This window comes from Pseudomonas sp. GD03842 (assembly GCF_029841165.1).
In the GTDB taxonomy this organism is placed as follows: Bacteria; Pseudomonadota; Gammaproteobacteria; order Pseudomonadales; family Pseudomonadaceae; genus Aquipseudomonas.
The window spans coordinates 295,861-314,622 of the sequence record NZ_JAOCEA010000004.1 but is presented as its reverse complement, the minus strand read 5'-3'; the positions used below and the strand labels follow the sequence as shown (position 1 = coordinate 314,622).

Sequence of the window (18,762 nt, the reverse complement as noted above, 5' to 3'; positions counted from 1 at the left end):
ATTCTTCCGATGACCACGATTTTTGACCCGATCAAGATCGGCGAACTGGACCTGAGCAACCGCATCATCATGGCCCCGCTGACCCGCTGCCGCGCCGACGAAGGTCGCGTCCCAAACGCGATGATGGCCGAGTACTACGTTCAGCGCGCCTCGGCTGGTCTGATCATCAGCGAAGCCACCTCCGTCACGCCAATGGGCGTGGGCTACCCGGACACCCCCGGCATCTGGTCCAACGACCAGGTTCGCGGCTGGAGCAACATCACCAAGGCCGTTCACGCCGCCGGTGGCAAGATCGTGCTGCAGTTGTGGCATGTGGGCCGCGTGTCCCACACCAGTTATCTGAACGGCGAAGCTCCCGTGGCGCCGAGCGCCATCCAGCCAAAAGGTCACGTCAGCCTGATTCGCCCACAGGTCGACTTCCCGACACCACGTGCCCTGGAAACGGCTGAAATCGCCGACATCGTCGAGGCTTACCGCGTGGGGGCAGAAAACGCCAAGGCTGCTGGCTTCGATGGCGTCGAGATTCACGGCGCTAACGGTTACCTGCTCGACCAGTTCCTGCAAAGCAGTACCAACCACCGCACCGATGCCTACGGCGGCTCGCTGGAAAATCGGGCACGGCTGCTGCTGGAGGTGACTGATGCGGCGATTGAAGTCTGGGGCGCTGGCCGCGTCGGCGTGCATCTGGCACCTCGCGCCGATGCCCACGACATGGGCGACGACAACTTGGCCGAGACGTTCACCTACGTGGCCTCGGAGTTGGGCAAACGCGGTATCGCCTTTATCTGCGCCCGCGAACGTGAACTGGACGACAGCCTCGCGCCACGTTTGAAACAGGCCTTCGGTGGCGTGTTCATCGCCAACGAAAAATTCACCAAGGAAAGCGCGAACGCTTGGCTGGCAGAGGGCAAGGCCGACGCCGTGGCCTTCGGCGTACCTTTCATCGCCAACCCCGACCTGCCTGCGCGCCTGGCCAAGGATGCGCCGCTGAACGAGCCGCATCCTGAGACCTTCTACGCTAAGGGTCCGGTCGGGTATCTGGATTATCCGACGCTGTAAGTCGTCATATGACGTTGATGCCCTTCACCCCTCATCGCGGGCATGCTCGCGCAGAGGGCTGAAGGGCTTCGGCGTAACGATGCGGCAGGGACCTACTGCCCCCGCGCGTTGATTTGCTGCGACAACGTCTGAATCTGGCTCTGCAGCGTATTCAGATTGCGTGTCATCTGCCCGCGAAACGCGTCGAATTCCTGAGTGCTCGCCCCCGAAGAAGTCGGCTGCGCCGAACGGTTATCCTGCTCGCTCTTGAGCACAATCATGTCCTGTTCGAGCCGTTCGATCGCCTGACTGTTGTTGCTTTTCTTCAGGTTCGCCACGTCCGCAGCCAGACTTTTGAGCTGCGTATCGAGCCGATCCTGCTCAGTCTGGGCCGATTTGCCGTCCGGCATCGCTGCCTTCAACGCCGCAAGCTCGGTGGTAATCGTCTTGAGCTGGTCCTGCACTTGCTGAGTGGTCGCCTGCTGCGCCGCGGCCTGGCTGGTGATCTGCTCCAGACGCTTGTCCAAACCACCCTGCGCCCCTGCCACACCCTGCTGCTGCCGGCTCTGATCAGCCAGTTGATCCTGCAACTGCTTGATCTGCGCTTTGAGCGCTTCGCCGCCACTGTTGGCTTCCGACTCACTGGCGTTGAATTTGCCGGAGATGTCCTGCAGTCGACCGGCCGCCTCCTCGCTGATGCGCGCAAAGCTTTCCTGAGTCGCCACCAATTGCTGCTCCATCAGCGAGACCTGCTGGAAGCTCCACCAACCCAGTCCGCAGAAGGCGATGAACAGCGCGCCGATCAATGCCCACAAGGCACCTGTCCCGGGCGCCTTGACCTTGACCACCGGCGTGGTCCGCGAATAGACCGTGGTCCGCTCGCGAGTCTTGGCGTCGGGAATGAAATCATCGTCATCGTCCTTGGCACTGAGGCTGGGCACGTCGTCGATGTCGTCATACGGATCTTTACGCATGGGGTTACCTTTGAAATCCGTTGAATCTTGAAGGCGGACTCAACCCGCCGAACCTTGTGACCGTCCGCAACGCCGGGCGTTTTATACACCCGTCCCGTGCGTCGCTTTCCACCAACCACAGAACTCGTCCAGGGCGGTCCAGACGCTGACCTTGGGCTGGTAGTCGAGATAATACTGGGCGCGGCTGATATCGAGGGTGAAATCTCGGCTCATCACCTGCATTCCCATTCGCGACAGCGTGGGTTCAGGCCGGCCTGGCCAAAGCCTGCATGCCGTCTCGTTGACCACCGCTGCGCTGTAACCCAAGGCGTACGCGCGGTAACGCGTGACCGGCGGCAACTCCATTTTGCGCATTACGTAGTTCACCACGTCCCAGATCGGGATCGGCGTGCCGTTGCTGATGTTGTAGGCCTTGCCCAGCGCCGACCCAGTCGCCAGCAAACTGCTGAGCAGCGCCTCGTTCAGGTTCTGGATGCTGGTGAAGTCCACTTTGTTCAGGCCATTGCCGATGATCGACAAACGTTTTCTGGCCTGCATCTGCATCAGCCGCGGGAAAATGCTGTTGTCACCCGCGCCGGTGACGAATCGCGGACGCAGCGCAATGACCTCCAGGCCGAACTCTTCGGCGCCAAACACCTTCTGCTCGGCGAGGTACTTGGTGGCGGCGTAGTGATTGTGAAACCGCTTGGGCACCTGCTCTTCACGGATACCCACGTGTGATTTGCCATCGAAATAAATCGACGGCGAGGACAGGTGCACCAGCCGACGCACCCTCTGCTTGAGGCACGCCTCGACCACGTTTTCGGTGACCTGAACATTGCCTTGAAGGAAATGCTGGTAGCTGCCCCACGTCCCCACCGCACCGGCGCAATGCACCACCGCCTCCACGTCTTCGCACAGCGCCAGCACCCGTTCTGGATCGTTCAGGTCGCCTGGGATGAATTCGGCGCCACGCTGGACCAGATGTTCGACGCCTTGCGCACGACGGCCGTTGACCCGGACGCTAAACCCCTGCTCCAACGCAAAACGCGCAAAGCGTCCGCCGATAAAGCCGCTTGCGCCGGTGACCAGAATCTTCATGTACCGCTCCGTTTTGACTGGCTGCAGCCAATTCAATCACGACCCAAGGTCGCCGGTTGGCTGCAGTAATTACGTGAATCAGACATCCTTGACGCTCACTGCTGGTCCAGCGGCACTAGCCACTGTTTCGCTTTGTTCGCCAGATGTTCGGTGAAGCGAGCCAACAACTGCCCACCATTGCGCCAATGATGCCAGTACAACGGTACATCGATGCAGCGCTCGGCGAACAACTCCACCAAGCTGCCGTTCGCCAGTTGCTGGCGAACCTGCATCTCGGGCACCAAACCCCACGCCATGCCAGCCTCGGTCATGCGCATGAACCCTTCGGAGGACGGGCACAGGTGATGCTGAAAGCTGCCCTCGATGCCCAGCGACGCCATGTAGCGATGCTGAAGGTAATCGTCCGGCCCGAACACCAGTGCCGGCGTGAGCGCGAGCGCCTGCGGCGTCACACCGTTGGGAAAATGACGTGCGATGAATTCAGGGCTGGCCAACGCACGATAGCGCATCGCGCCCAATAACAGGCTCCGCGCTCCGGCCACCGGCCGCTCACTGGCGCACAGACACGCCGCCACTTCACCCGCCCGCATGCGCTTGAGACCCACATCCTGGTCCTCGACCACCAGGTCGGTCAGCATCTGGTGCTCGGCACAGAAATCCCCCACCGCCGCCGCCCACCAAGTCGCCAGGCTGTCGGCATTGAGCGCGATTCGCAACCGCTCGGGTGCACCGCCTTCATCCAGCGCGGGCACAACGCTCTGCAGATCACGTTCCAGCAGCCGGACCTGTTGAACATGGTTGAGTAGACGCTCGCCAATCTCCGTCGGGGTCGGCGGAGTGACGCGCACCAGCACCGGTTGGCCGACACGTGCCTCCAGCAACTTGATGCGCTGCGAGACTGCCGACTGCGACAACCCCAAGACCTGTGCGGCGCGTTCGAAACCGGCCTGCTCGATGACGGCCGCCAACGCGGCGAGCAGTTTGTAATCGAACATCATTTTTCCTAATGAGTAATCAGCAGTATTGGTTTTTCTTATACAAGCAATCACGCCACACTGGCCACCTCTGTCCATCGCACCTCACCAACCCAGGAGCCCGGAAGTCATGTGGCAAAGCTATTTCAACGGATTGTTGGTGGCCTTCGGCCTGATCGTCGCGATTGGCACCCAGAACGCTTACGTACTCGCGCAAAGCCTGCGCCGTGAACACCATCTGTCTGTCGCCGTGCTGTGCATTGTGTGTGATGGAATCTTGGTGGCGGCCGGCGTGTTCGGACTGGCCAATGTGCTCGCTCACAGCCCCACATTGCTGGCGGTGGCTCGCTGGGGCGGAGTAGCGTTTCTGCTGTGGTATGGCACTCAGGCCCTGCGCCGCGCGCTCTCGCCGCAAAGCCTGCGGCAAGGTGACGGCCAGGGCCAGCGCTCGCGTCGAGCGGTCCTGCTGACGGCACTGGCAGTGACCTTGCTCAACCCTCACGTGTACCTCGACACCGTTCTGCTGATCGGCACCCTCGGTGCTCAGCAGGCTGAACCCGGCGCCTACGTGGCAGGCGCCGCCAGTGCATCGTTGGTGTGGTTCTCCACCCTCGCGGTCGGTGCGGCTTGGCTGGCACCTTGGCTCGCTCGCCCTGCGACCTGGCGGCTGCTGGATCTGATGGTGGCGGCGATGATGTTCAGCGTCGCGGTGCAGTTGATCAGAACGGTTTAACGCTGTCGGGCAGCAGGGTTGCGCCGGTTTTGCGCGGCGGGAGCCGACACCTGTCGTCAAATCCTTGCACGTCGCCGGAACCTCTATCCCACACAGTTGTTGCGTGGTTATGGGCCGGACCCGGTGCTATGATCCAGCCCCTGCGTCGCAAAGAGTAAAAACTCGTCGGCGTATTCTGTCTGGCCGTCCGTGATCGGCCTTGCGCTAACCGCAACCTGACCTGATTAGGAGAATTACCATGGCTTTCGAATTGCCGCCGCTGCCTTACGCTCATGACGCCCTGGCACCGCACATCTCCAAGGAAACGCTGGAATATCACCACGACAAACACCACAACACCTATGTCGTGAACCTGAATAACCTGGTCCCAGGCACCGAGTTCGAAGGCAAGACGCTGGAAGAAATCGTCAAGTCTTCCTCGGGCGGTATCTTCAACAACGCCGCTCAGGTCTGGAACCACACCTTTTACTGGAACTGCCTGGCACCGAACGCTGGCGGCCAACCGACCGGTGCACTGGCTGACGCCATCAACGCGGCATTCGGTTCCTTCGACAAATTCAAAGAAGAGTTCAGCAAGACGTCCATCGGCACCTTCGGCTCCGGCTGGGGCTGGCTGGTGAAAAAAGCTGACGGCTCTCTGGCCCTGGCAAGCACGATCGGTGCAGGCAACCCGCTGACCAACGGCGACACTCCGCTGCTGACCTGCGACGTCTGGGAGCACGCTTACTACATCGACTACCGCAACCTGCGTCCAAAATACGTCGAGGCGTTCTGGAACCTGGTGAACTGGAAGTTCGTTGCCGAGCAGTTCGAAGGCAAGGCATTCACCGCCTGATTGGCTTCAAATCGAAAAACCCGGCGCGTCCGGGTTTTTTTTTGCCTTGCATTCCGGTTTATGTATTGTCAGACAACGATAGCGGACTAATATCAGGTTCGGTCGGAGTCGACGAAACGACGCTCAAGTTCCGCTCAGAAGTTACCGACACAGTACCGACAGCCCTGATCGCCCCCATGGGAATCGTATGCTGAGTGAAACGGGTCCTGGGGTCTCCCAACCCCTTGACCCTTGGCGCGGTATTGCCAATGCTTGTTACGTCACCCGCTATCAGCATGGATGAAGGAATGGCCATTTGAAGCTGGAACTCAAAAACAGCTTGTCGGTGAAGCTGCTGCGTGTGGTGTTGTTGTCGGCGCTGGTGGTGGGCGTCGTGCTCAGTTGCGCGCAAATCGTCTACGACGCCTACAAGACGCGACAGGCCGTCGCCACGGACGCCGACCGGATTCTGGACATGTTCCGCGACCCATCGACTCAGGCTGTTTATAGCCTGGACCGGGAGATGGGCATGCAGGTCATCGAAGGCCTGTTTCAAGACAAGGCCGTGCGCATGGCCTCCATCGGCCACCCGAACGAAACGCTGCTGGCTGAAAAGTCCCGCGATCTCAAATCGTCTCCCACCCGTTGGCTGACCGATCTGATTCTCGGCCAGGAACGCAGTTTCACGACCCAACTGGTGGGCCGCAGCCCCTACAGCGAATACTACGGCGACTTGCGCATCACCCTGGACACCGCCACCTACGGTGAGGGTTTTCTGCTCAATTCGATGATCATCTTCATTTCCGGCGTATTGCGTGCGTTGGCGATGGGGCTGGTGCTTTATCTGGTCTATCACTGGCTGCTGACCAAGCCCTTGTCGCGCATCATCGAGCACCTGACCAGCATCAACCCCGACCGCCCCAGCGAGCATCAGCTCCCGCTGCTCAAGGGCCATGAAAGGAACGAGTTGGGCATCTGGGTCACGACTGCCAACCAGTTGCTGGCCTCCATCGAGCGCAATACGCATCTGCGCCATGAAGCCGAATCCAGCTTGCAACGCATGGCTCAGTACGATTTCCTGACCGGCCTGCCCAATCGCCAGCAATTGCAAAACCAACTGGACAAGATCCTCATCGATGCCGGGCGCGTCCAGCATCGGGTTGCGGTGCTATGCGTCGGCCTGGATGATTTCAAAGGCATCAACGAACAATTCAGCTATCAGGCGGGCGACCAGTTACTGCTCGCGCTGGCCGACCGCCTGCGCGCCCACAGTGGCAGGCTCGGTGCCTTGGCTCGCCTGGGCGGCGATCAGTTCGCCTTGGTCCAGGCTGACATAGAGCAGCCCTACGAAGCGGCCGAGTTGGCGCAGAGCATTCTCGACGACCTTGAGGCTCCCTTCGCGGTAGACGGTGAAGAAATCCGTCTAAGGGCGACCATCGGTATCACCCTGTTTCCGGAGGACGGCGACAGCACCGAAAAGCTGCTACAGAAAGCCGAGCAGACCATGACCCTGGCCAAGACCCGGTCGCGCAACCGCTACCAGTTCTACATCGCCAGCGTCGACAGCGAAATGCGTCGCCGCCGCGAGCTCGAGAAAGACTTGCGCGAAGCGCTGGTGCGCAACCAGTTTCATCTGGTGTACCAGCCGCAGATCAGCTACCGCGACCACCGCGTGGTGGGCGTCGAGGCGCTGATCCGCTGGATACATCCTGAACACGGCTTCGTGCCGCCTGACCAATTCATTCCGCTGGCCGAACAAAATGGCACGATCATCGCCATCGGCGAATGGGTGCTGGATCAGGCCTGCAAGCAATTGCGCGAATGGCACGATCAGGGCTTCACCGAGCTGCGCATGGCGGTGAACCTGTCCACCGTGCAACTTCACCACTCCGAACTGCCTCGGGTGGTGAACAATCTGTTGCAGATCTACCGCCTCCCGCCACGCAGCCTGGAGCTGGAGGTGACGGAAACCGGCCTGATGGAAGATATCAGCACGGCGGCGCAGCATTTGCTCAGTCTGCGACGCTCGGGCGCGCTGATCGCCATCGACGACTTCGGTACCGGTTACTCGTCCTTGAGCTACCTGAAAAGTCTGCCGCTGGACAAGATCAAGATCGACAAGAGCTTCGTTCAAGACCTCATCGATGACGATGACGACGCGACGATCGTGCGGGCGATCATTCAGTTGGGCAAAAGCCTCGGGATGCAGGTCATTGCCGAAGGCGTGGAAACCGCGGAACAAGAGGCCTACATCATTTCCGAGGGTTGCCACGAGGGGCAAGGCTATTTCTACAGCAAGCCACTGCCTGCACGGGAGCTGCTCTCTTATCTCAAACAGGCGCAGCGCACCCACGTCAGCGTGTTGTGACCATCGTGGGCATATGCCCCCTTTCAACCCGAGGGTTGCGGGCCTGCCGACGACCGCAGCCAGCGCAGCGGTGCATTGATCGGTCTGGACTTCGACATGCGGCGCCGAATGCGATTTCCGGCTTTTCATCCTGACGCAGCGCCCTTTCTGTTGCGCTCCGTTCTGTAACAGCTTGAAATATCTCCTCCCGCACGACCCACCGTTTAGCCTTTACACAGAATGCAAATCTTTCGCATTATGTCGCAGATTTTTTAAGCCATTCACCACCGTTCTTCTCCCCTCTCGACGCAGGATTCCGTCATGATTCGTAAGCCCCTGGCTGCCGCCAGTCTGCTGGCCCTCGCTATCGCTCTGGCTGGTTGCGACCAAGGCAAGGACAAGCCCGCCGCCGCTGCACCGACCCCGGCTCCCGCCGCTTCCGCGCCAACGCCAACGCCTGCTGCTGCACCTGCCCAGGCCAGCGACGCCGCTGCCAAGGCAGTGGTCGCCAACTACGCGAACATCGTGTATGCCGCCTTCAGCGACGCCGAATCCACCGCAAAGCATCTCAGCACTGCCGTCGACGCTTTCCTGGCGTCGCCGAACGACCAGACGCTCAAGGCCGCCCGCGACGCTTGGGTGGCCGCTCGCGTTCCCTACATGCAGACAGAAGTCTTCCGCTTCGGCAACACCATCATCGATGACTGGGAAGGCCAGGTGAACGCCTGGCCGCTGGACGAAGGGCTGATCGACTACGTCGCCAAGGACTATCAGCACGCATTGGGCAATCCGGGTGCGACGGCCAACATCATCGCCAACACCTCCATCCAGGTCGGTGAAGACAAAGTGGATGTCAGCGAAATCACTCCGGAGAAACTGGCCAGTCTGAATGAACTGGGCGGGGCCGAAGCCAACGTTGCCACGGGCTACCACGCCATCGAATTCCTGTTGTGGGGTCAGGATCTGCATGGCACCGGACCCGGTGCGGGCGAGCGTCCCGCCAGCGATTACATCGAAGGCAAGGAGGGAACCGGAGGCCATAACGATCGCCGCCGCGCCTATCTGAAAGCCGCCACTGACCTGCTGGTCAGTGACTTGGAAGAAATGGTCAACAACTGGAAACCAGGGGTCGCCGACAACTACCGCGCCACCCTCGAAGCCGAGTCCGGCGAAAGCGGCCTGCGCAAGATGCTGTTCGGCATGGGCAGCCTCTCGTTGGGTGAGCTGGCAGGCGAACGCATGAAGGTCGCGCTGGAAGCCAACTCCAGCGAGGACGAACACGATTGCTTCAGCGACAACACCCATAACTCGCACTTCTACAACGGTCTGGGTATCCGCAACGTTTACCTGGGTGAATACACCCGTGTGGACGGCAGCAAGGTCAGCGGCCCGAGCCTGTCGTCGCTGGTTGCCAAGGTCGATGCAGCGACCGATTCGACGTTGCGTGCCGACCTGGATGACACTCAGGCCAAGCTGCAAGTGCTGGTCGATCATGCCAACAAGGGCGAGCACTTCGATCAACTGATTGCCGCGGGCAACACCGCGGGCAACCAGGTCGTGCGTGACGCAATTGCCGCACTGGTCAAGCAGACCGGGGCCATCGAACAAGCGGCAGGCAAGCTGGGCATCACCGACCTGAACCCGGATAACGCCGATCACGAATTCTGATCGCCGCTGGCAACGCGCGGCAGGTCTAACCAGCAGAGCCGACCCTTCGTGGGTCGGCTCTTTTTTTTGGATGCCAGAAACACTTCATCAAGGGGGTGGAACGGCAGCATTTCCGAGACCGATCCGTAAGTTTTGTAGGGTATTTCCTGTTCGCACTCTGTCGGATTGAACGCCTTTTATTCGCCCCTGATCATGGCCGCTCCTTTGATCCCATCCCATCCAGGAGGAGACAGACCGTGCCGAAAGGAAACAACAAAAGGCGTCGCGTCACCAAGCTCAAAGCCAATGATTACGGCATCCATCTATTGGTTGGCACCCGAGGTCCCCGAGCCTGGAAGGTGACCATTTACCGCGACGGAAAAACCTTCAACAGATTGTTCTCATTTTCCCGGTACGGCGGACGCGAAGCCGCCAGGAAAGCCGCCGACGCGTGCCGTGACGAGTTGATGCTGACTCATCTTCCGAAACTCACCCGTGACATCCGGCAGCGCCTGATCGCCACCAACACCAGTGGCCACCCTGGCGTTCACTACCGCTGTTACACCGGCATTGCCTACTGGGTCGCTCGCACTACCCTGCGCAATGGCAGCAGCGTGACCAAATCCTTCCGGGTGGAACACTACGGTTATGAGCGGGCCAAGGAACTGGCGATTCGAGAGCGCGAACGTCAGCTCGACAGCGTCGGGGAGTACCGATGTTTCAAAGTGGTGGAAGGCGAACAACGTTTGATGCAGCTGATGGTGGAAGACCCCTCATTGGAAATCTCGGGTTTCTGAGCACATGAAGAGCGCGTTGTGGCGCGGCGGTATTTAGTTACAACACGTTTCGAGAGGTCCTTACAAACGCAAATCCCTCTTATTCGACCCCCACGGGGCTGGTAAGCTTGCCCGCCCCGATTCCCCGCTTTTGCAGGATCCGTATGACCGCGTGGCCCCGTCTTTCACTCGTTCTGCTGATGGCCCTGGCCCTCGGTGGGTGCGACGACGCCCCGCATTTCACTGCAGCCGAGCCCGGCGAAGCCCTATCGGGGGGCGCGGCCACCGTCAGCCGCAGTGACCGAAACGCCTTCGCCCTGCCCTCGGGTAACCTGTCCCCCGTGCGCCGTCTGGACTTCAGCGTCGGAAACAGCTTCTTCCGCAGCCCTTGGGTCATCGCCCCCTCCACCACTACCGCACGCGATGGTCTGGGGCCGCTGTTCAATACCAATGCGTGTCAGAACTGCCACATCAGGGACGGTCGCGGCCATCCGCCTGAACCCGGCGCCGACAACGCGGTGTCCATGCTGGTGCGGCTGTCCATACCCGATGACCCCATGCATGGCCAACGGCTGCAGCAACTGGGCCTGACGCCGGAACCGGTGTACGGCATGCAATTGCAGGACATGGCGATTCCCGGCGTCCCCCCGGAGGGGAAAGTGCGGGTCGAGTACGATTCACTGACCCTGCATTTCCGCGACGGTACACCGATTCAACTGCGCCGCCCGACGTTACAGATCACCCGCCTGGGCTACGGCCCCATGCACCCGCAGACCCGCGCATCGGCACGGATCGCGCCTCCCATGATCGGCCTTGGCCTGCTGGAAGCGATTCCAGAAGCGGCCATCCTCGCCAACGTCAACGCGGGTGATAAAAACGGTACCGGCATCACCGGCACGCCCAATTGGGTCTGGGACGAAGCTCGGCAGAAAACCGTGCTTGGCCGCTTCGGCTGGAAAGCGTCACAGCCCAGTGTCAAGCAACAGAATGCCCACGCGTTGGCGGGGGACATGGGGCTGACCTCACACCTCAAGCCCGCAGACGACTGCACAGCGTCACAGGCCGCCTGCCTTCAGGCCCCAAGCGGCAAAGGCCCCGACGGTGAGCCGGAGGTCAGCGACAACATCCTCCGACTGCTGACCTTCTACACCCGCAACCTGGGGGTGCCGACCCGTCGTGATGTAGGTGACCCCCAGGTATTACAGGGCAAGAGTCTGTTCTTCAAGGCCGGCTGTCAGCAGTGCCACACGCCGCAGTTCACCACTGCCGCCGATGCGCAGGAGCCCGAACTGGCCAATCAGGTCATCCGGCCTTACACCGACCTTCTGCTGCATGACATGGGAGAAGGTCTGGGCGATAACCTCAGTGAATTCCAGGCCACCGGTCAGCAATGGCGTACCCCGCCGTTGTGGGGCATCGGGCTGACCCAAAGCGTCAGCGGCCACACGCAATTTCTACATGACGGGCGTGCACGCAACCTGATGGAAGCCGTGCTGTGGCATGGCGGCGAGGCACTGCCTGCGCAGCGCCAGGTTCTGGCCTTCGACGCGGAACAGCGGGCGGCCTTGCTGGCATTCCTGAACTCTCTATAACCTGTTTTTACCGATTGATAAGGAGCCGGACATGTTCCGCCCCAAGCTGTTGTTCACCTGCCTTGCCGCGCTGGCCTTGGGTGCCTGCGCCCCCTCGGACCCGCAAGCCGTGACGTCCGCCGCCATCGCCACGCAGGTCATTCTGCCGACCTACAGCCGTTGGGTCGACGCCGACCGGCAACTCGCGGCGAGCGCATTGGCGTTCTGTCAGGGCAAGACCGACCTGCAGGCCGCCCGCGCCGACTTTCTTCATGCGCAAAAGGCTTGGGCCGAATTGCAACCCCTGCTGATCGGCCCCCTGGCCGAAGGCAACCGGTCGTGGCAGATCCAGTTCTGGCCGGACAAGAAAAACCTCGTCGGGCGGCAGGTCGAGCAGTTGATCAGCGCACAGCCCCAGATCACCGCTGAAGCGCTGGCGAAATCGAGTGTCGTGGTTCAAGGCTTGTCCGCTTACGAATACATCCTGTTCGACGCCGACATCGACTTGGCCAGCCCCGAGCAGAAAGCCCAGTACTGCCCGTTGCTGACCGCCATCGGTGAACGTCAGAAGAGCCTCGCGGAAGAAATCCTCACGCGTTGGAATGCCGCTGACGGCATGCTCGCGCAGTTGAGCAAATTCCCGAACCCGCGCTATGCGGATTCCCACGAAGCGATCGCCGAGTTGCTGCGGGTGCAGGTCACCGCGCTGGACAGCCTGAAGAAGAAACTCGGCACCCCGCTGGGCCGGCAGTCCAAAGGCGTTCCGCAGCCGTTCCAGGCCGAGGCTTGGCGCAGCAAGGCCTCGCTGAGCAGCCTGCAGGCCAGTCTGACGAGTGCCGAGACGGTGTGGTCCGGTGTGGACAACAAGGGGTTGCGCAGCCTGCTACCGGCCGAGCAAAAGCCCTTGGCTGAAAAGATCGATGCCGCCTATGCCGAAAGCCGCAGGCAACTGGCCGCACTCAAGCCACCGCTGGCCGACCTGCTGGCGACGGAAGAAGGCCGCCAGCAGTTGAACGCGTTCTACGACAGCCTCAATGTGGTCCATCGCCTGCATGAAGGCGAATTGGCCAAGGCATTGGGCATCCAACTCGGTTTCAACGCCAATGATGGTGACTGATATGTTGCGACGTCAGGCTCTGGCCTTGGGCAGTCTGGTTCTTGGCGCGTGCACGCTGGGCGGCTGGTCGCTGTGGCGGAAAAAAGGCGAGAGCCCCCTGCTGCTCTCCGCTCGCGATGACGCCGAGGGCCGGCACTACGCTGTGGGCTACCGCGTGGACGGCACTCGAGTGTTTGCCACCCAGGTGGCTCAGCGTTGCCACGACATCATCAACCACCCCGAACGGCCGATTGCGCTGTTCGTCGCTCGGCGCCCCGGCACGGAAAGCTACCTGATCGATCTGCGCGATGGCCGTCTGCTGCAAACCATCGTGTCCGGGCCTCACCGGCATTTTTATGGCCATGCTGTAATTCACAAGCACGGCGAATGGCTGTACGCCACCGAGAACGACACCACAGAGCCGGGCCGGGGCGTGCTGGGCGTCTACCGGTTCGTGAACGAGCGGCTGGAACACACCGCGGAAATCCCCACCCATGGCATCGGCCCGCATCAGGTCGCCTGGATGCCCGACGAGGAAACGCTGGTCGTGGCCAACGGTGGAATTCGCACCGAGGCGGAAAGCCGCGTGGAGATGAACCTCGACGCCATGGAGGCGAGCCTCGTGTTGATGCAACGCGACGGCACGTTGCTCAGCAAGGAAGCCCTGCCGCAACAGATGAACAGCGTGCGCCACATGGCAATCGCCCGTGACGGCACCATCGTCACCGGTCAACAATTCATGGGGCCGGCCCATGAGTCCGCCGATCTGTTGGCGATCAAGCGACCCGGGCAACCGTTCCAAGCGTTCCCCGTGGCCGAGACGCAATTGCAGGCCATGGCGCATTACACCGCCAGCGTGGCGGTCCATGACGAACTGCGACTGGTGGCGCTGACGGCGCCACGGGGCAATCGTTTCTTCATCTGGGAGCTGGACAGCGGTGCGCTGCGGCTCGACGCGCCGCTGCCGGATTGCGCGGGGGTGGGCGCGGTCGCCGATGGTTTTGTGGTCACCTCAGGCCAAGGCCGCTGCCGCTTTTACGACTGCCGCACGCGCACGGACGTGGCAGAGGCCTTGCCGCTGCCGGCGGGGTTGTGGGACAACCATCTGCATTTGGTCCAGGGACCGCAGCGTTCGCCCGCATAAGCTGAACGTGCGCGCAAAGGCGGCGCATCGCCGACATTTGTTGCAACTGCCATGGCCTGCGCGACGGAGTTGGACTACCGTGCTCGCCTGAGTCATCCGTTTTCCAAGGAAGTGGAATATGTTGCGTCGCCGCATGTTGATCATGCTGGGAGTCGCTTTGATCGTGGTGTTGGCCTTGGGGGGTTACAAGGCGTTTTCGATCTACCAGCAGATCCAGCAATTCACAGCACCCAAACCGCCGATCAATGTCGCCGTGGCGGTCGTCGAATCGCGCGCCTGGCAGAACCGCCTGCCCGCCATCGGCAGCCTCAAGGCGCTGCAGGGCGTTGACCTGAGCCTGGAGGTCGCGGGCACGGTCAAGGCGGTGCAGTTCGAATCCGGGCAGAAGGTCAAATTCGGCCAACCCCTGCTGCAACTGGACAGCGACGTGGAAAAGGGCCTGCTGGGCACCGCCGAAGCGGACTTGGGCCTGGCGCAGGTCGACTATGTCCGCGGCAGCAAGCTGATCGGCGACGCGGCCATTTCCAAAGGCGAATTCGACCGACTCGCCGCCACGCAGAAAAAGGCCGCGGCCACCGTTGCGCAACTCAACGCCTCGCTGGCCAAGAAGCGTATTCTCGCGCCGTTCAGCGGCACCATCGGCATTCGTCAGGTGGATGTCGGCGACTATCTGGCCAGCGGCACGGTGATCGCTACGCTGCAAGACTTGAGCAGCCTCTACGCCGATTTCTACGTGCCTGAACAGGCGCTGCCGAAGCTGGAGGTCGGGCAAGGGGTTCAGGTCAGCGTTGCCGCCTGGCCCGGTGAGCGCTTCGATGCCCGCATCAGTGCGATCAACCCCAAGGTCGAAGACGCCACCCGCAATGTCCTGGTGCGCGCCACCCTGCCCAACCCGGACGGCAAACTGCTGCCAGGGATGTTCGCCAACTTGCAAGTCATTCTGGGTCAGGACACGGAAGCGTTGGTCGTCCCCGAGAGCACCATCACTTACACACTCTACGGCAACTCGGTGTTCGTCATTGCGCCGAAAACCGACGCCGAGGGTCGGCCGGAAAAAAACGCCAAAGGCGAGCCGCTCCTGATGGTGGAACGTCGCTTTGTGGAAACCGGAGAGCGCCGCGAAGGGCAGGTGATCATTCGCAAAGGGCTCAAGGCTGGCGAGCAGGTGGTGACCGGCGGCCAGTTGAAACTGGACAACGGCACGGCGGTCGCCATCGGCGGCGACCCGACAGCCCCCGTCGAACAGACCGCCCCGCCCAGGGCTGATTGACCTGGCGACTGTCCGAAGGAGCTTTCATGGCATTTACCGATCCGTTCATTCGCCGCCCCGTGCTTGCCAGCGTCATCAGCCTGCTGATCGTATTGCTGGGGTTTCAGGCATTCAGCAAATTGACCATCCGCCAGTACCCGCAGATGGAAAACGCGCTGATCACCGTCACCACTGCCTACCCCGGTGCGAACGCCGAGACGATTCAAGGCTATATCACCCAACCGCTGCAACAGAGCCTGGCCAGCGCGGAAGGCATTGACTACATGACCTCGGTCAGTCGGCAGAACTTCTCGGTGATTTCCATCTATGCCCGCATCGGCGCCAATACCGACCGCCTCTACACCGAGTTGCTCGCCAAGGCCAACGAAGTGAAGAACAAGCTGCCGCAGGATGCAGAAGACCCGGTGCTGAGCAAGGAAGCGGCTGACGCCTCGGCGCTGATGTACATCAGTTTCTACAGCGCGGAGCTGAACAACCCACAGATCACCGACTACCTGTCGCGGGTCATCCAGCCAAAGCTGGCCACACTGCCAGGCATGGCCGAAGCGGAAATCCTCGGCAATCAGGTGTTCGCCATGCGCCTGTGGCTGGACCCGGTCAAGCTAGCGGGCTTTGGCTTGACCGCGAACGACGTGACCGAAGCCGTGCGCAAATACAACTTTCTTTCGGCTGCCGGCGAAGTGAAGGGCGGATACGTGGTGACCAGCGTCAACGCCACCACGGACCTCAAGTCCCCCGAGACGTTCGCCGCCATCCCCTTGAAGACCGAAGGCAACAGCCGGGTGCTGCTGGGTGATGTGGCGCGGGTGGAAATGGGGGCGGAGAACTACGACACCGTCAGCTCGTTCGACGGCACGCCGTCGGTCTACATCGGCATCAAGGGTACCCCGAGCGCGAACCCGCTGGATGTGATCAAGGAAGTGCGCCGGATCATGCCGGAACTGGAAAGCCAGTTGCCACCGAGCTTGAAGGCCTCCATTGCCTACGACGCCACGCTGTTCATCCAGGCCTCGATTCACGAAGTGGTGAAAACGCTGATTGAAGCGGTGCTGATCGTGATCGTCGTGGTGTTCCTGTTCCTCGGCGCCCTGCGCTCGGTATTGATCCCGGTGATCACCATCCCGTTGTCGATGATCGGCGTGCTGTTCTTCATGCAGATGATGGGCTATTCGATCAACTTGTTAACGTTGCTGGCGATGGTGCTGGCGATCGGTCTGGTGGTCGACGATGCCATCGTGGTGGTGGAAAACATCCATCGGCACATCGAGGAAGGCAAGACCCCATTGGACGCGGCGCTCGAAGGCGCGAGGGAAATCGCCATGCCGGTGGTGTCGATGACCATCACCCTGGCCGCCGTCTATGCGCCGATAGGCTTTCTGGAGGGGCTGACGGGCGCGCTGTTCAAAGAGTTCGCGCTGACACTGGCCGGAGCCGTGGTCATCTCCGGGATCGTCGCCCTGACATTGTCACCCATGATGTGCGCGGTACTCCTGCGTCATGACGAAAACCCCAGCGGGCTGGCGCACAAGCTCGACCAAGTGTTCGACGGGTTGAAAGTCCGCTATCAACGCCTGCTGCACAGCACGCTGAACACCCGGCCAGTGGTGATGGTGTTCGCCGTGCTGGTGCTTTGCCTGATACCGGTATTCCTCAAGTTCAGCCAGTCGCAACTGGCGCCGGATGAGGACCAAGGCATCATCTTCATGATGGCCACCTCGCCACAGCCCACCAACCTCGATTACATGAACAAGTACACGCAGCAGTTCATCGAGATCTTCAAGGCGTTTCCTGAGTATTACTCGTCGTTCCAGATCAATGGCTTCAATGGCGTGCAGACTGGCGTGGGCGGGTTCCTGCTCAAGCCATGGGACGAACGCAACCGGACGCAGATGCAATTGCTGCCGGAGGTCCAGGCCAAGCTCGAACAGATCACCGGCTTGCAGATCTTCGGCTTCAACCTGCCTTCGCTGCCCGGCACCGGTGAGGGCCTGCCTTTTCAGTTCGTGGTCAACACTCCGAATGACTACCCGGCATTGCTGGAGGTGGTGAACCGCATCAAGAAGCGCGCGAACGATTCCGGCAAATTCGCCTTTCTTGACCTCGATCTGGCGTTCGACAAACCGGAGGTGGTGGTCGACATCGACCGTGCCAAGGCGGCGCAAATGGGCGTTTCCATGCAGGATCTCGGCGGCAGCCTCGCCACTCTACTCGGCGAGGCGGAGATCAATCGGTTCACCATCGATGGGCGCAGCTACAAGGTCATCGCGCAGGTGGAGCGAGCGTATCGGGATAATCCGCAATGGCTAGCCAACTATTATGTGAAGAACGCTCAAGGCACCCTGCTGCCACTGTCGACGCTGATCACTGTCAGCGACCGGGCGCGGCCACGTCAGCTCAATCAGTTCCAGCAGCTCAACTCAGCGATCATTTCCGGATTCCCGCTGGTGAGCATGGGTGAGGCCATCGCCACCGTCAGGCAGATCGCCATGGAGGAAGCGCCCGCAGGCTTTGCTTACGACTATGCGGGGGCTTCCCGACAGTTGGTCCAGGAAGGCAATGCGCTGTGGGTCACCTTCGGCCTGGCGCTGGCGATCATCTTTCTGGTGCTCGCCGCGCAGTTCGAGAGTTTTCGTGACCCCTTGGTGATTCTGGTGACCGTGCCCTTGTCCATCTGCGGTGCACTGGTGCCCCTGTTTCTTGGGGTGTCCACCCTGAACATCTACACTCAAGTCGGATTGGTGACACTGATTGGCCTGATCAGCAAGCACGGCATTCTGATCGTCGAGTTCGCCAATCAGTTGCGCAGAGAAAAGGGGTTCACAGCCCGGGAAGCGGTGGAAGCCGCCGCGGCGATTCGCCTGCGCCCAGTACTCATGACCACAGCGGCCATGGTGTTCGGGATGGTGCCTTTGATTCTGGCCTCGGGGGCGGGGGCCGTGAGCCGGTTCGACATCGGGTTGATGATTGCGGTGGGGATGTCGGTCGGTACGTTGTTCACGTTAATCGTGCTGCCGTGCGTCTATGTGGTGCTGGCGACCGGGCATGGCTCGAAGGCCCCCCATTGATGCCCTATCCGGCCTATCGCGGGCAAGCGCTCCTACATTTTTTGCAACGTGCGATGGCCTGATGGACCGCGTGGGTAGCCTTGGTGCTCGACACACGATTTTTATGTGTGGCTCAAAGGCTAACAACTCGGTCCATCGGAATTTGGCACGTTTCAAAAAACGTAGGAGCGCGCTTGCCCGCGATTAGCGCCCGACAGGGCATCAGAGTAAGAGATCCAGAGCCAACAACCCAG

At 61.1% G+C, this 18,762-nt stretch carries 14 protein-coding genes; 11 read left to right on the top strand and 3 right to left on the bottom strand.

Annotated features, from left to right (window positions below):
* The first annotated feature begins 9 nt into the window (after positions 1 to 9).
* Positions 10 to 1,059, top strand: a complete 1,050-nt coding sequence (locus N5D61_RS08545; protein ID WP_108236957.1) for an alkene reductase — start codon at positions 10 to 12, stop codon at positions 1,057 to 1,059.
* 92 nt (positions 1,060 to 1,151) lie between these two features.
* Here the strand turns inward: N5D61_RS08545 and N5D61_RS08540 are convergent, their stop codons facing one another.
* The 3 genes from N5D61_RS08540 to N5D61_RS08530 all read right to left on the bottom strand — a co-directional run bounded on the left by N5D61_RS08540 (position 1,152) and on the right by N5D61_RS08530 (position 4,087).
* Positions 1,152 to 2,012, bottom strand: coding sequence for an ATPase (locus tag N5D61_RS08540; RefSeq protein WP_279892016.1), 861 nt, complete (start codon positions 2,010 to 2,012; stop codon positions 1,152 to 1,154).
* 81 nt (positions 2,013 to 2,093) lie between these two features.
* Positions 2,094 to 3,092: an NAD(P)-dependent oxidoreductase gene (locus tag N5D61_RS08535; protein ID WP_108236955.1), complete on the bottom strand. Its 999-nt coding sequence runs from the start codon at positions 3,090 to 3,092 to the stop codon at positions 2,094 to 2,096.
* 95 nt (positions 3,093 to 3,187) lie between these two features.
* Positions 3,188 to 4,087: a LysR family transcriptional regulator ArgP gene (locus N5D61_RS08530; RefSeq protein ID WP_279892015.1), complete on the bottom strand. Its 900-nt coding sequence runs from the start codon at positions 4,085 to 4,087 to the stop codon at positions 3,188 to 3,190.
* 109 nt (positions 4,088 to 4,196) lie between these two features.
* Between N5D61_RS08530 and N5D61_RS08525 the strand changes: the two genes are divergently transcribed.
* The 10 genes from N5D61_RS08525 to N5D61_RS08480 all read left to right on the top strand — a co-directional run bounded on the left by N5D61_RS08525 (position 4,197) and on the right by N5D61_RS08480 (position 18,529).
* Entirely contained in the window at positions 4,197 to 4,799 is a 603-nt protein-coding gene (locus N5D61_RS08525; RefSeq protein WP_279892012.1) for a LysE/ArgO family amino acid transporter, read from the top strand.
* Positions 4,800 to 5,037: 238 nt separating this feature from the next.
* The gene (locus tag N5D61_RS08520; RefSeq protein WP_108236952.1) at positions 5,038 to 5,634 is read left to right on the top strand and encodes a Fe-Mn family superoxide dismutase; all 597 of its coding nucleotides are present in this window, start codon (positions 5,038 to 5,040) and stop codon (positions 5,632 to 5,634) included.
* A 295-nt stretch (positions 5,635 to 5,929) separates the two neighbouring features.
* Complete coding sequence (locus N5D61_RS08515; protein WP_108236951.1) at positions 5,930 to 7,981, top strand: bifunctional diguanylate cyclase/phosphodiesterase; 2,052 nt, start codon at positions 5,930 to 5,932, stop codon at positions 7,979 to 7,981.
* A 300-nt stretch (positions 7,982 to 8,281) separates the two neighbouring features.
* Positions 8,282 to 9,628 carry an imelysin family protein gene (locus N5D61_RS08510; RefSeq protein WP_279892006.1) on the top strand — a complete coding sequence of 449 codons (1,347 nt, stop codon included), beginning with the start codon at positions 8,282 to 8,284 and terminating at the stop codon, positions 9,626 to 9,628.
* A 236-nt stretch (positions 9,629 to 9,864) separates the two neighbouring features.
* The gene (locus N5D61_RS08505; RefSeq protein WP_146749656.1) at positions 9,865 to 10,404 is read left to right on the top strand and encodes an AP2/ERF family transcription factor; all 540 of its coding nucleotides are present in this window, start codon (positions 9,865 to 9,867) and stop codon (positions 10,402 to 10,404) included.
* A gap of 143 nt (positions 10,405 to 10,547) precedes the next feature.
* Positions 10,548 to 11,975 carry a di-heme oxidoredictase family protein gene (locus tag N5D61_RS08500; RefSeq protein WP_279892003.1) on the top strand — a complete coding sequence of 476 codons (1,428 nt, stop codon included), beginning with the start codon at positions 10,548 to 10,550 and terminating at the stop codon, positions 11,973 to 11,975.
* Between the two features lie 31 nt (positions 11,976 to 12,006).
* Positions 12,007 to 13,071 (top strand): imelysin family protein, encoded by a 1,065-nt coding sequence (locus N5D61_RS08495; protein WP_279892000.1) that lies wholly within the window; start codon positions 12,007 to 12,009, stop codon positions 13,069 to 13,071.
* 1 nt (position 13,072) lies between these two features.
* A complete protein-coding gene (locus N5D61_RS08490; protein ID WP_279891998.1) occupies positions 13,073 to 14,194 on the top strand; it encodes a DUF1513 domain-containing protein in 1,122 nt (373 codons plus the stop codon).
* 118 nt (positions 14,195 to 14,312) lie between these two features.
* Complete coding sequence (locus N5D61_RS08485) at positions 14,313 to 15,464, top strand: efflux RND transporter periplasmic adaptor subunit (protein WP_279891995.1); 1,152 nt, start codon at positions 14,313 to 14,315, stop codon at positions 15,462 to 15,464.
* 26 nt (positions 15,465 to 15,490) lie between these two features.
* Positions 15,491 to 18,529, top strand: coding sequence for a multidrug efflux RND transporter permease subunit (locus N5D61_RS08480; RefSeq protein ID WP_279891993.1), 3,039 nt, complete (start codon positions 15,491 to 15,493; stop codon positions 18,527 to 18,529).
* The last annotated feature ends 233 nt before the right edge of the window (positions 18,530 to 18,762 follow it).

Excerpts from the sequence above, each read along its gene's own strand:
- N5D61_RS08545 (WP_108236957.1), top strand. The coding sequence starts at position 10 with ATGACCACGATTTTTGACCCGATCAAGATCGGCGAACTGGACCTGAGC.
- N5D61_RS08480 (WP_279891993.1), top strand. The coding sequence starts at position 15,491 with ATGGCATTTACCGATCCGTTCATTCGCCGCCCCGTGCTTGCCAGCGTC.
- N5D61_RS08510 (WP_279892006.1), top strand. The coding sequence starts at position 8,282 with ATGATTCGTAAGCCCCTGGCTGCCGCCAGTCTGCTGGCCCTCGCTATC.
- N5D61_RS08540 (WP_279892016.1), bottom strand. The coding sequence starts at position 2,012 with ATGCGTAAAGATCCGTATGACGACATCGACGACGTGCCCAGCCTCAGT.
- N5D61_RS08500 (WP_279892003.1), top strand. The coding sequence starts at position 10,548 with ATGACCGCGTGGCCCCGTCTTTCACTCGTTCTGCTGATGGCCCTGGCC.
- N5D61_RS08520 (WP_108236952.1), top strand. The coding sequence starts at position 5,038 with ATGGCTTTCGAATTGCCGCCGCTGCCTTACGCTCATGACGCCCTGGCA.
- N5D61_RS08495 (WP_279892000.1), top strand. The coding sequence starts at position 12,007 with ATGTTCCGCCCCAAGCTGTTGTTCACCTGCCTTGCCGCGCTGGCCTTG.
- N5D61_RS08485 (WP_279891995.1), top strand. The coding sequence starts at position 14,313 with ATGTTGCGTCGCCGCATGTTGATCATGCTGGGAGTCGCTTTGATCGTG.
- N5D61_RS08530 (WP_279892015.1), bottom strand. The coding sequence starts at position 4,087 with ATGTTCGATTACAAACTGCTCGCCGCGTTGGCGGCCGTCATCGAGCAG.
- N5D61_RS08490 (WP_279891998.1), top strand. The coding sequence starts at position 13,073 with ATGTTGCGACGTCAGGCTCTGGCCTTGGGCAGTCTGGTTCTTGGCGCG.
- N5D61_RS08525 (WP_279892012.1), top strand. The coding sequence starts at position 4,197 with ATGTGGCAAAGCTATTTCAACGGATTGTTGGTGGCCTTCGGCCTGATC.
- N5D61_RS08535 (WP_108236955.1), bottom strand. The coding sequence starts at position 3,092 with ATGAAGATTCTGGTCACCGGCGCAAGCGGCTTTATCGGCGGACGCTTT.